Source organism: Clostridium pascui (assembly GCF_016908015.1).
In the GTDB taxonomy this organism is placed as follows: domain Bacteria; phylum Bacillota; class Clostridia; order Clostridiales; family Clostridiaceae; genus Clostridium_AK; species Clostridium_AK pascui.
This window is the reverse complement of the sequence record NZ_JAFBDB010000002.1, coordinates 657,373-670,702: the sequence shown is the minus strand read 5'-3', so window position 1 is coordinate 670,702 and position 13,330 is coordinate 657,373. Positions and strand designations below refer to the sequence as shown.

13 protein-coding genes and 1 tRNA gene are annotated in these 13,330 nt (G+C 29.9%); 1 reads left to right on the top strand and 13 read right to left on the bottom strand.

Translation table 11 applies throughout. The features are described from left to right. Positions 1–7 precede the first annotated feature (7 nt). The 9 genes from glgD to JOC70_RS08260 all read right to left on the bottom strand — a co-directional run bounded on the left by glgD (position 8) and on the right by JOC70_RS08260 (position 8,569). On the bottom strand, positions 8–1,117 hold the full coding sequence (gene glgD / locus JOC70_RS08295) for a glucose-1-phosphate adenylyltransferase subunit GlgD (RefSeq protein WP_204598398.1): 1,110 nt from the start codon (positions 1,115–1,117) through the stop codon (positions 8–10). A 22-nt stretch (positions 1,118–1,139) separates the two neighbouring features. After that, positions 1,140–2,258, bottom strand: a complete 1,119-nt coding sequence (locus tag JOC70_RS08290; protein WP_204598397.1) for a glucose-1-phosphate adenylyltransferase — start codon at positions 2,256–2,258, stop codon at positions 1,140–1,142. A 232-nt stretch (positions 2,259–2,490) separates the two neighbouring features. Next, a complete protein-coding gene (locus JOC70_RS08285; RefSeq protein ID WP_204598396.1) occupies positions 2,491–2,802 on the bottom strand; it encodes a hypothetical protein in 312 nt (103 codons plus the stop codon). Positions 2,803–2,987: 185 nt separating this feature from the next. Next, complete coding sequence (locus JOC70_RS19395) at positions 2,988–3,110, bottom strand: hypothetical protein (RefSeq protein ID WP_279381240.1); 123 nt, start codon at positions 3,108–3,110, stop codon at positions 2,988–2,990. 246 nt (positions 3,111–3,356) lie between these two features. Then, a tRNA-Sec gene (locus JOC70_RS08280) sits at positions 3,357–3,453 on the bottom strand. Positions 3,454–3,501: 48 nt separating this feature from the next. After that, positions 3,502–5,409 (bottom strand): selenocysteine-specific translation elongation factor, encoded by a 1,908-nt coding sequence (gene selB, locus JOC70_RS08275; RefSeq protein WP_204598395.1) that lies wholly within the window; start codon positions 5,407–5,409, stop codon positions 3,502–3,504. 32 nt (positions 5,410–5,441) lie between these two features. After that, on the bottom strand, positions 5,442–6,827 hold the full coding sequence (selA, locus tag JOC70_RS08270; RefSeq protein ID WP_204598394.1) for an L-seryl-tRNA(Sec) selenium transferase: 1,386 nt from the start codon (positions 6,825–6,827) through the stop codon (positions 5,442–5,444). 32 nt (positions 6,828–6,859) lie between these two features. Further along, positions 6,860–7,867: a selenide, water dikinase SelD gene (selD, locus tag JOC70_RS08265; RefSeq protein ID WP_207755274.1), complete on the bottom strand. Its 1,008-nt coding sequence runs from the start codon at positions 7,865–7,867 to the stop codon at positions 6,860–6,862. 102 nt (positions 7,868–7,969) lie between these two features. Further along, positions 7,970–8,569, bottom strand: a complete 600-nt coding sequence (locus JOC70_RS08260) for a helix-hairpin-helix domain-containing protein (RefSeq protein ID WP_204598515.1) — start codon at positions 8,567–8,569, stop codon at positions 7,970–7,972. 132 nt (positions 8,570–8,701) lie between these two features. Here JOC70_RS08260 and JOC70_RS08255 point away from each other — a divergent pair, with 132 nt between their 5' ends. After that, positions 8,702–9,952 (top strand): D-alanyl-D-alanine carboxypeptidase family protein, encoded by a 1,251-nt coding sequence (locus JOC70_RS08255; protein WP_204598392.1) that lies wholly within the window; start codon positions 8,702–8,704, stop codon positions 9,950–9,952. On the opposite strand, the gene JOC70_RS08250 is transcribed toward JOC70_RS08255, so the two are convergent. The 4 genes from JOC70_RS08250 to nadD are packed head-to-tail and all read right to left on the bottom strand — an operon-like array spanning position 9,949 to position 13,321. Then, complete coding sequence (locus tag JOC70_RS08250) at positions 9,949–10,854, bottom strand: RluA family pseudouridine synthase (protein WP_204598391.1); 906 nt, start codon at positions 10,852–10,854, stop codon at positions 9,949–9,951. The genes JOC70_RS08255 and JOC70_RS08250 overlap by 4 nt on opposite strands. Before the next feature lie 23 nt (positions 10,855–10,877). Further along, positions 10,878–12,125, bottom strand: a complete 1,248-nt coding sequence (locus tag JOC70_RS08245) for an LCP family protein (protein WP_204598390.1) — start codon at positions 12,123–12,125, stop codon at positions 10,878–10,880. 1 nt (position 12,126) lies between these two features. Beyond that, complete coding sequence (yqeK, locus tag JOC70_RS08240) at positions 12,127–12,699, bottom strand: bis(5'-nucleosyl)-tetraphosphatase (symmetrical) YqeK (RefSeq protein WP_204598389.1); 573 nt, start codon at positions 12,697–12,699, stop codon at positions 12,127–12,129. A gap of 19 nt (positions 12,700–12,718) precedes the next feature. Continuing rightward, positions 12,719–13,321: a nicotinate-nucleotide adenylyltransferase gene (nadD, locus tag JOC70_RS08235; protein ID WP_204598388.1), complete on the bottom strand. Its 603-nt coding sequence runs from the start codon at positions 13,319–13,321 to the stop codon at positions 12,719–12,721. Positions 13,322–13,330: the final 9 nt, after the last annotated feature.

Genomic DNA, 13,330 nt, shown 5'->3' with positions numbered 1-13,330 from the left:
ACACTCCCTAGTATAAAGATCTTTTTTCTATAACTATTGGAAATTCCTTATCTCCTCTTAATTCTTTCTTCTTTTCGATTATATTATTCTTATCTATTATTACATTTTTAAGTTTTACATTTTCATGAATTTCCGCACCTTGCATGATTATGCAATTTTCAATCTGTGCCCCTTTGTGTATCTTTACTCTTCTAGCAATTACACTATTTCTTACTTTACCATTTATTATACATCCATTAGCTATTAGTGAATTCGACACTTCTGCATTTTCACCATATTTTGTTGGTGCTTCATCCTTTACCTTTGTATATATAAGTCCATTTTCATAAAAAAGTTCTCTGCTTATTTTTTCGTCCAGCATATCCATACTAGCTTTAAAATATGCATTTACCGAATTTATGCACTGTAAGTACCCATTAAATTCATACGCATTAGTGGTTATATTTTTAAGATTGTTTTTTATATAATCCTTAATATTCTTAGCGCAACCTGTTTGGAGACAAGTTTGAATTATCTCAACTACAAATTCCTTTTTCATAATCATTATGCCCATAAATATATTAAGATTATCTTCTTTGCCTATATTTTTCCCTATACTTACTATTCTATTATCCCTTTCTAAATTTATAACATCTGTCCCTATAAAATTCCTTCTTCCATCTTGCACCTTTTTATACACAAATGTTACCTCTTTACCTGACTCCTCGTGATATCGTGCTGCCTTACTAAAATCAATATTACATATCATATTAGAGGATGCTAGGATTACATAATTTTGTTTACTTCTTGTAAAATATTCCATATTATTTTTTAAGGAATCTACATCTCCATCATAGGATGCAATAGGACCAAAGTTGAATACAAACAATCCATTTATTTTTCTATCTAAGTCCCAAGGTTTACCAGAACCTAAATGATCTAAAAGGGAACGAGACTTGGTTTTCGTAAATATACCTATATTATCTATTCCTGAATTAACCATATTTGATAATATAAAATCTATAATTCTATATCTACCACCTATTGGTATGGAAGCTAATGGTCTTCCAAAAGTAAGAGGTCTTATATTATCCTCATTTTCATCTAAACTTAAAATCCCCATATAATCTTTAAGCATATCTTTCACTCCTTTAGGATAGTTATTCCTCAAAACTTATCACAGCAATTTCTTGTCCATCGCCAATATTTGAGTCATCTAAAATTTTCACATTATCTCCTATTACTGCTTTTTTAACTGTAGAGTTTTTTCCTATATGAACATTAGACATTATTACGGAGTTTTCTATTCTACTTCCCTTTTCTATATATACACCTGGAAATATTATCGAATTAACAACTTCACCATATATATAACATCCTTCTGTTATAAGTGAATTTTTTATAGAAGCCTCTGAAGAAATATATTGAGGTGGCCTTACTGGATTTACTGAATATATCTTCCATGAATTATCATATATATTAAAATCTATATCATCCTTTATTAAATCCATATTAGCTTGCCAGTAACTTTCAATAGTTCCCACATCTTTCCAGTAACCATTAAATCTATATGCACAAAGTTTTTCATTCTCACCAAGCATTTTAGGAATTATATTTTTACCAAAATCATTTGAAGATAATTTGTCCTTTTCATCTTCTTGCAAAAATTGTTTCAATTTACTCCAATTGAATATATATATTCCCATGGATGCTAAGTTGCTTTTAGGCTCTTTAGGCTTTTCTTGAAATTCATATATATTATCATTTTCATCTGTATTCATAATTCCAAATCTACTTGCTTCCTCATATGGAACTTCTATAACTGCAATTGTTGCATCTGCTCCCTTTTCCTTATGGAAATCCAACATTTTAGAATAATCCATCTTATATATATGATCTCCTGACAATATAAGGGCATACTCCGGATCATACTGATCTATAAATCCTATATTTTGATAAATAGCATTTGCAGTACCTTTATACCAATCGCCACCTGTCTTAGTTTGGTAAGGTGGTAATAATACAACTCCTCCATTAGCCCTATCTAAGTCCCAAGGACTTCCTATTCCTATATGAGAATTTAAAATAAGTGGTTGATATTGTGTAGGTATTCCAACTGTATAAATACCTGAATTTGAACAATTGCTTAAGGTAAAATCTATTATTCTATACTTACCTCCAAAAGGAACAGCTGGTTTTGCATTTTCTTTTGTTAAATTCCCCAATCTCGTACCTTGTCCACCCGCTAATATCATTGCCACAATTTCCTTTTTACGCACCTTTATCCCCCCTGATGTTTTAATTTAACATATTTGCTTACATAATTACATAACTTAAAGAAATCCCTGATTTCGTTAGAATTCGTGATGTTAGTTTATTGAGATATTTTATTTATATATTTTACCAGATAAACCATTTGTTTTCTACCATTTATTGAAAATAATGTTAACAGATTAACAAATTGCATATGTGCAAATTGTTAAAAAGCTGTCTTTATTAAGACAGCTTTTTTTAATACGCGTTATATATAAATACTCCTTTAAATACAGTATCATCTGATGATAATATTATGTTTATTTTTTTCTCTGCATCTACAAAAAAGAAACCTAATAAACTTTCATTATTGTACAAACCTATTTTTGTATGTATTTGTGTTCCTATTTCTTCTTTAAATATGTTTATTTTATTGCAAAAAACCATACCTTCATTGCTTGTTGCAAAAAATATAGCTCCATTTGGAAACTTAAATTCAAACTTGTCCCCTGGATTATAATCAATAAACTGTTCTGAATCTCCATAATTAAATACAATTCCTTTTTCCATATATATTGCTCCCTTCTTAGCAAAAAATTTGTACTATTTTTATCTCCTAGATTAATATATATTCTACATTAAAAACTAATTTCCTTTTTATTTGACAATCAGCTATGTAAATTAGAACTAAGGTTTTAGGTACTAGGAAATATGAAATTTTACTTATACAAAACCTAGTACCTAGTACCTAGTTGCTATTTTGCCCCTTTTATAGGATTTTTCTTAATTTCGTCATCAGATATTATTTCAGGTCTTCCACCGTTTTTGTTATAATCTTTATTTTCTCTTCCATTTCTTTTTTTACTTTCTTTATGCATATCTCTTTTCCCTCCTGTTTTTTCATATTTTTAGACAAAAAATCCCGCATTACGCGGGAAATTAAAAATGAAGAGGTTATCGTACAATAATTATTATAACCACAATGTCATTTTTTATTATTAATTTTTTATAAATATACAAATGAACAATTGTATCGCATAAAAACCAATTGAATTCATGGCTTATCAAATAAAAGGCGCTTAACCAATTAATTAAATCAGTTAAACGCTTCAATACAATTTATTTGGTGGGAGTATGTGGGAATCGAACCCACCCGTCGTGGTATTAGCACGGCAACATAGTGTTGAAGACCAGTAAGCACACCAGCACTTATCTACCCCCAAGATAGATATATTTTAAATTAAATAGTATAGTAAGTCAATATCAACTTTAAAATAGTATTCTTGTATTTTCTACTCTTTTAGTTAATTTAATTTCATCAAAATACTCTAAAAGGGCAACTGCCACTTTTCTATTAGTTTTTAATTCATCCCTAAGAATTCCTACATTAATATTACCACTTTTTTCAATATAACTTATAAGTTTGTCTTTAGCTTGATTCACTGCCTCAATACTTAAAACAACTTCTTCTGGAAGTTTTATAAGATATCTTGATTCTATTAGTAAATTATATATTTTCTCAAAATCTTGTATACTTTTTTCAAATTTTATTAAATCACTATATTTTGGAGGATTAAACAAATCTTTTTTATATTCTATTATGATATGATTTCTAATCTTATTTTGTGCTTCAGTATATTTTATATTAAATTCTTTTAAAGATATGTGATTGTCATTCTTTCTAATTAAGTCTTGTTCTATACCATAACAAAGTATATAATCATATATTTTAGATTTTACACCCTGTTTAAATATTTTACTTTTTAGCTCTTCCTTATCCATACCCGGCCTCAAAGGATTCCTACCATGAAATAATTCTAATTCGTGAACCATTTTATTTAATCTATCTTGTAAAAAATTATTGTGAACATATACTTCTCCATTATCTAATAATATATTAAATATTTTTTTGTCTTCTAACGAAAATTTTATTTGACTGCTAAATTCATCTTTACTTATTGAAAGATATTTCAACAATTCATTTTCAGTTGGAAAATCATCACTTAAGCTTTCTATAAGCTTTTCTAATATGTCCTTATTTTCTCCCTTTTCCTTTATAATCAATTCATTTATATAACTTTCATTATATCTCTTTGCCTTCTTAGCTAATGGTTCAATTATTGTTCCTCCCCCTAAAGTCACCATTGGAGAATAGTTTCTTATTACAAATTTATCTTCCCTTTTACATGCAATTTTCTCCTCAAGCCTTATTTGTACATACGCTTCTTCTCCTGGAATAATTTCTTCTTTATCTAAAATACTTACTCTTCCTATTATTTCGGATGTACCATGATAAATTTTTACTCTTTGATTATTTTTAAGTGGCTTTTCATTACTTTTAAGATAGTTGAATTTGCAGTCTATTATAAACGAAGGATTTAGTGAATGTATCTCAGCTATTATATCTCCTCTTTTAACTTCTGAAGTTTTAATTCCAGAAAGATTTAATGCACACCTCTCTCCACTTTCTGCTACTTTCACACTTTGATCATACACCTGTATACTGCGAGCTTTGCTTGTAGCCCCTTTAGTATATACTTCAATAGTATCTCCTTCGTTTATACTTCCATTTAAAATGGTTCCTGTTACTACTGTTCCTATACCGCTTATAGAAAACACTCTGTCAACAGGCATTCTAAAATGACCACTTATATTTTTTTCCGCTACTTCAGCTGAAGCTTTATCTAAAGATATAACAAGTTCCTTTAACCCTGCTCCTGTGATCGAATCTACTTCATGTATACCAACATCTTCTAAAAATGTATTCTTGAACTTTTCTCTAATATCCAACTTAATTTCTTCTAGCCATTCCCTATCAACTTTTCTACATTTAGTGACGACTATCAATCCCTTTTTTATTCCTAAAATTCTTAGTATTTGAAGATGTTCAATGGTTTGTGGCATCACCCCTTCATCTGCTGCAATAACCATTAAAACTATATCTATTCCTTGAACTCCTGCAAGCATATTCTTTATAAATCTCTCATGTCCTGGAACATCAACTATACCTGCCCTATTGCCCGACGGCAAATCAAAAAAAGTAAATCCTAAATCTATGGATATCCCTCTTTGTTTTTCTTCCTTCAATCTGTCTGTATCTTTACCTGTTAACGCTTTAATAAGAGTAGTTTTGCCATGATCTATATGTCCTGCCGTTCCAATTACAATATGTTTCATTCATGCCCCCCTCTCCTTTTTATTTTATAAAGTTATTTATCTTTTAAAGCTTCTACTATTATTTCAAAGTCTTTATCATAAATAGTTCTTAAATCCATTATAATTTCATCTCTACTTATACGAATAATTATAGGCGGTTCATTTTTCCTTAGCATTCCCTCTAATTGTATTGGCTTATAAATAGCGTTTTTAATTTTAACAACATAAGTACTTATCTTTTCCTCTGGCATTGAGCCGCCTCCGACCATGGAATAATCCCTATCTACTTTTATTTCCCAACTGCTATCTAGCTCTTTTTTAAACATTTCTAATAATTTATAAGCTCTTTTTTCATGTATTTTTTTATCACTTAGTATCATATATAACGTAGGTATCTGCTCTACTGCTAAATTTTCATCTTGATACATTTTTAAAGTTCCTTCAAGAGCCGCAAGTGTCATTTTATCTATTCTTAAAGCCCTTGTTAACTGATTTTTTTTCATTTCATCTATGTATTTCTTTTTTCCTACTATTATTCCTGCTTGGGGTCCGCCAAGCATCTTATCTCCACTGAAAGTTACTATATCTATACCCTTCTTTATACTTTCTTGAACTGTAGGCTCATAACTTAATCCATACTTGGAAAAATCTATTAAGGTACCACTTCCTATGTCCTCCATAACAGGTATGTTGTATTTATCTCCTAGTCTTGCCATTTCTTCTAAGGGTACACTTTCTGTGAACCCTAATATTTTAAAATTAGAAGTATGTACCTTTAAAAGCACTCCTGTGTTTTCATTTATATAATTTTCATAATCATATAAATGTGTCCTATTAGTAGTTCCCACATCTACAAGTTTTGCTCCACTAAATTTCATAACATCTGGCACTCTAAAAGACCCACCTATTTCAACTAACTCTCCCCTGGAAACTATAGCTTCCTTATCATTACATAATGTATTTAATGCAAGCATAACAGCTGCAGCATTGTTATTTACAACTAATGCTGCCTCTGATCCAGTCAGTTTAGTAATCAGTTCTTCTATATGCTCGTACCTTGTTCCTCTTGAGCCTTTTTCAACATTATATTCTAAATTAGAGTAGCTTTCACTTACATTCATTACATTTTTAATAGCTTCTTTGCATAAAATGGACCTACCAAGATTTGTATGAATAATTACTCCTGTAGCATTTATTACTTTTCTTAAATTGCTTAGAGATTTGTTATTTATTTCTTTTAAGATTTCTTCTATAATTTCTTCTTTACTATAGTCTTCAATCTCTTTTGTTAATAATTTCTCTCTATAGCTGTCTATAACTTTTCTTGTAGCTTCTAAGACTATGATTCTACAACTATTATTTAAAGCATAATTTAATCTATCTTCCTTAAGAACTTCATCTATTTTAGGGAGATTTCTCAATAAAGCATTCTTATTCATAAATTCACCTATCCACGTATTCACCTATATAACTATTCAACTATTATTGTTTTTTCTTGCTTTTTAACTACTTTTCCTATGATGGAACTTTCTAATTCCAACTTAGATAATTCCTCCATAATACTTTTTCCATATTTACTGTCTAAAGATATTAAAAGCCCTCCTGAAGTTTGAGGATCGAATAAAATATCCTCCATCCATTCTGAAACTTCATTAAGCGCATACTTATCCTTTAAATAATTCTTATTTTTATAAGTTCCTGCTGGAATCATTCCAATGTTAGCATGTTCCTTTGCTTCTTCGATATATGGAATTAAATCCTTATATATTTGAAAGGACACCTCTGAAGAAGAAGCCATCTCATAACTATGTCCCATAAGTCCAAATCCAGTTACATCAGTACAAGCACTTATCTCATATTTTAATATAATATCTGCTGCATATTTATTTAAAGTTGTCATTATTTTCACCGCTTCATCATATCCACGTTCGGTGGCAATATTGGCCTTTATTGCAGTATTCATTATTCCTGTTCCTAAGGGTTTTGTAAGAATCAATATATCCCCCTCGTTTGCTCCATAGTTTTTAAGTATTTTATTTGGATGTACAATTCCTGTAACAGATAACCCATACTTAGGCTCATTATCTTCAATGGAGTGTCCACCTACTACAACTGCCCCTGCCTCTATTACCTTTTCTGCTCCCCCTCGAAGTATTTCACCTAACATTTCTATCGGAAGACAGCTTGGGAAGCCTACTATGTTTAAAGCTATTGTTGGCTTACCTCCCATAGCATATACATCACTTAAAGAGTTACATGCTGCAATTTGACCATATGTATAAGGGTCATCTACAACTGGAGTAAAAAAGTCTAAAGTTTGTATTAAAGCAGTATCTTCATTTATCTTATAAACAGCAGCATCATCTGAAGTCTCAATTCCTACTAATAAATTTTCATCTTTCATCTTAGGCAGCCTACCTAAGATACTCGAAAGAGTTTCTGGGCCTATCTTAGCCGCTCATCCAGAATGAGCTGACATCTCAGTAAGTCTTTTTATGTCCACGCCAAGACACCTTCTTTCTTTATAATTTAGCTTAGTGTAATTTAGTTTAATTATATATCAACGATTTGCTTTAGACAATTACATGACATCTACATATTCTTTTATTTTCTCAAATGTCTTATCACCGATTCGTTCTACATTTTTTAGCTCTTCAATAGAACTAAAACTTCCCTTTTCCTCTCTATAATCTATTATTCTTTGTGCAGTTACGTCACCTACTCCCGGGATGGTTTTTAGTTCTTCTTTAGTTGCAGTATTTAAATTCACTTTATCAGACTTTTTAGATGAAGGTTCTTCTTTAGCTTTTGTTTCTTTATTTGATATATTATTACTCGATTCATCTCCCCTTTTACTTATTAGTATATAATCTTCGTCCTTTAATTTCTTAGCTAAATTTATTTTTTCTTTATCAGCTTTTTCAGTAAATCCCCCTGCAGCTTCTATTACATTTTCAACTCTGCTATTTTCCTTAAGTGTATATACTCCAGGATTTTTTATTTCTCCATTTACATATACTATTATATTACCACCTTTATCTTTATCTTCTATTGCCTCTTCTTCAAATATATCTTGATTATTAACAGGTTTGTTGCCGTTAGAAACTTTATATCCTACAATTAAAAAAATAATAAATATACATAATATGAATAAGGACCCATACACTTTTTTATCTTGCATCTTAATTTTCAAGGAATTTTCCTCCTTCTGAATATATTGCTATTTAGAATTATTGTCAATTTTCAATAATTAATATCGCATAAAAATAATTTTTTTGTTATAATTATTTTTATAATAATTGGAGGAGATGAAATGAAAAAAATATGCAAATTTTTCTTAAACGTTATCATATTGCTAACATTACTTTTAAATAATACTGTTTCTGCTGCTGTTAATCCGCCACAGGTGTCTGCAGATGGTGCTATATTAATAGATGCTTCCACTGGAGAAATAATCTATAGTAAAAATATGACTACACCATATCCCCCAGCTTCTACTACTAAAATAATGACAGCTTTACTTACTCTTGAAAATTGTGATTTAGAAGATGTAGTAACTGTTGGAGCGAAGCCTCCTTTTGCGGATGGAAGCAAAATATACATATCAGAAGGAGAGCAGTTTAAAGTAAAGGATCTATTATATGCTCTTCTACTTGCATCAGCAAACGATGTTGCTGATGCCTTAGCTGAACATATATCAGGATCTAAGGAAGATTTTGTGAAGTTGATGAATAAACGCGCATTAGAACTTGGTACAACAAGCACTAACTTTGTGAATACAAATGGATTGTATGATGCTAATCATAAGACATCTGCAAAGGACTTAGCGCTAATAATGAGAGAACTAGTTAAGCATCCTGAATACACCCAAATTTCTACAACTTCATCCTATAAAATTGCACCTACAAATAAAATGAACAAAGAACGACCTTTATGGAATGGAAATAGACTTATTCAAAAAAGCTCTGAATATTATTATAAAGATTGCCAAGGTGGTAAAACAGGATATACTATTCAATCTGAGCATTCTTATGTAGCTACTGCTGAAAGGAATGGGCAAAAGCTTATACTCGCACTTATTCACGACAAAAATAAAACTTATTTTACAGATGCATCTAATTTATTTGATTATGGTTTTAATAATTTTGAGGTTGCGAAACTTTATTCTCAAGGCGAGATTGTAACAAATTATGAAAAGGATAACTTATCTATTCCATTATTAGCAGAGAAGGATTTTTATTATGTAAAAGAAAAAGATTCATCTTCTGTACCTGCTATAAGCTTAAATAATAAAGATACCACTATTTTTGATAATGCATTTAAAAGGGGCGATATTTTATCAGAAGGAACTATAACTCTAAATAATAAATCCCTAGGCTCACTGAAGCTTTTAGCTGGACAGGACTATGAACCTAAAAAATTTTTGAATACTGCTACTTCTCCAGAAAAGCTTCCTATAATTAAATATATAGCATTCTTTACTTTCCTGTTATTAATTTTACTCTTAATAATTGAAAAAATTAAGCAAAATAGACGCAAAAAAAGGCTAAGGGGTAGATATTAACCCAAAGCCTTTAATTTTTCTATTAAGCTTTTCATATCTTCAGGTAAAGGGCTTTCTAAATTTACGATATGTTTATCTTTTGGATGTGGAAATCCTACTTTGTATGCATGAAGCGCTTGCCTATTAATATACTCTTCGTCATTATTTTCTTCACCATATATCTTATCCCCAAAAAGAGGAAATCCTAAATAGCTTAAATGAACTCTTATTTGATGAGTTCTTCCAGTTTCCAACAAAAGTTTAACTAAAGTAGCATTTTTAAAAGTTTCTAAAACCTCGTAATGTGTTATGCTTCTTTGGCCTCTTTCATCTATTACTCTTTTTATTGTTCCTTCCCCTACTCTATATATAGGTAAATCTATTGTGCCTTCACTTTTATCCATTACGCCATGAACTAAAGCTATGTATTCCTTTTTAAAAGTATTTTCTTGCATTTCCCTAGACAAAGCTGCATGTGAAAATTGGTTTTTAGCTATTATTATAACTCCAGATGTATCCATGTCTAGTCTACTCACCAATCTTACTATACAATTTTCTCCCTTTGCCTTAAAGTAATATAATATTCCATTAGCTAAAGTTCCTGAAAGATGACTTTTGGTAGGATGCACAACTATCCCTGATGGCTTATCTACAGCAATTATATCATCATCCTCATATATAACTTTTAAATTCATATCCTCTGGATCTATGTCTTGGCTTTCTTCTTTATTTATATCAACTTCAACCACATCATCTGCCTGTAAAATATATCTTAAATTTACCCTTTTACCATTAACCTTAATTCGTCCTTCTTTTGCTGCTCCTCTAATTAATCTACTAGATAAAAGTTCTACTGATTTCAAGTAATCCTTTATTTTTGAGCCTTCATGTTCCCTTATTTTAAAAGTTAATTTATTGCTCATTATTATTTCTCCTTTGGCTATGACTATTCTTTAAAATCATCTCCTAATATAGCTTTGATATAATTATTTTCCCCATCTTCATCATATTCAATATTTTCTATATTAAAATCTCTTTTTAGTATCTGCTCTACTTCTTTACTTAATCCATTAACTACTAATTTAGATTTAGTACTTTTATTGCCATTTGCCGTTTTGATATTTACATATCCTTTTTGTTGAAGCTTAGAAGATACTCTAGCTGCTAATCCATTTCTATTTGTTCCATTTAATATATCAATTTTAAAACTACTTTTATCAAAAGTTTCTACATTACTTTCTTCATGTAAAACTGTAAGTATTTGTTTATTTAAACTTTTTTTGAATATATAATAAGATACTCCATTTATATATTCACCTTCGCCTTGAAGTGTAGCCATTTTCATATTAGATTTATCTACTTTATATCCAAAATTATAGGCGTATTTAATAATTTCATCTGGATTCATGTTTGTTTCAACATACTTTGGGAGGGCTGACATTAAACTTGGTATTCTTAGAAGTATTGCAGGGCTTTTAAACTTATCTATTATTTTTTCCATAAGCATATGCTGATTGTCTATTCTTCCAATATCTCCATTCGCCAAGCCTGTACCATCATTGTTCTGTCTCCATCTAAAAAATTCTTCTGCCTTTTTACCATCTAAATGCACATTTTCACCTTTTTTAAAGTTGATGTGTAGGTTTTGCGAAGCATCATCATAATACATATTATTAGGTATTGTTACATCAACTCCACCAATACTATCTATTACATTTCTAAATCCATCATAATCTACCTTAGCATAATAATTTACATCTATGCTAAGCAATTCTTCTACTTCTTCAACTAACAAATTTACTCCACCAAAAGCATGAGCAGCATTTATTTTTTGATTTTTCCCATTAATCTGTATCAAAGTATCACGAGGAATCGAAATTATTTCCGCCCTTTGATTTACTGGATTATAATGAAGCAAAATTATAGTATCTGTTCTCTTAGGTTCTGCAGAATTTTTAGGATTTCCTATGTCAACTCCCATAACTAAAATATTAACTGGCTCATCTTTTTCAACTTGTTTACTGATGTTAGGACTTGGAAGTTTAGATGAATTACTGCTAAAATTTAAAAGATATACATAGAATCCTCCAACTGCAGCAAGTATTAAAAAGAAAACTATAAGAAGTACAGGTCCTTTACGAGATCTCTTTTTTCTTCTTTTTGTATTTTTTTTAGTTTTATTCTTTTCTTCCATTTTAATCCTCCAATATTTTAATTAAGTAGTTTCTTCCTTCTATGGTATTTGGATGGATCATTTGCCCTCTATCTATTACATATTTTATTGTATTATCGAAAGAACGTAACACAGCTTTATTAATATCATTATAAGTTAACTCTCTTATCTCACTTACCCCAGGATATTTTCTTAAAGGCTCTATGTAATCTGCTAAATATATCATTTTTTCTAGCATAGTCATATTTCTTCTTCCCGTAGTATGATAAGCTATAGCATTAAAAATCTCTTTATCTTTTACACCCATAATTTCTTTTGAGATTATAGCTCCAACGAGACCATGTAGAAGCTGAGGACTTTTTTGATATATTTCTGATACATTATATCCATATTTTTTAGCAGTATTTATAAGTTCATAACCTCTTAAATTTTTAGCACAATCATGAAGAAGTCCAGCTATTCTTGCTTTACTTATATCTTCATTGAACTGTTCTGCCATTTTTACAGCTGTATCTCTAACACTTACACTGTGGGCATATCTTTTGGAGTCTAAATTTCCTTTTAAGTACTGCTCCATTTTTTCTTCGCTCCACATCCCTATCACTCCCATAAAATTAATCATATAACTTTAATTCTTTTATAGTATTGTATACACTTTCTGGAACAAAATAACTTATATTTCTTCCCTCTGAAACTAATTTTCTTATATTTGTAGATGAAATATCTAATAAAGGTATATCTAAAAAAATTATATTTCCTTTATATTTTTCTTCTAATTTTCTCTTTTGAAAGATTATATCATATTTATTATTTCCTGGTCTATTAAATACCACTAAATTGCAGAGCTTAAATATTTCTTTTACATTTTTCCAATTTTCTATATCCATTAATCCATCAGCACCTGTAATAAAGTACCAAGATACATTAGGATATTTAGTTGTAAAATGCTTAAGAGTTTCAAAAGTATAACTTATATCTTTTTTATTTATTTCATAATCACTTACACTAAACCTTTTTTCATTTCTCGTAGCCACTTTTACCATTTCATATCTAAAAACTGAACTCGCAAGTTTTCTTTTAGTTTTATGAGGGGGAATGCCAGCTGGCACAAATATTATTTCATCTAGATTAAGTTTATATAGAGCCTCATAGGCTATATGGAGGTGCCCGTTATGAATAGGATCAAATGTACCTCCAAATATAGCTAGTTTCTTCATACTTTTCTC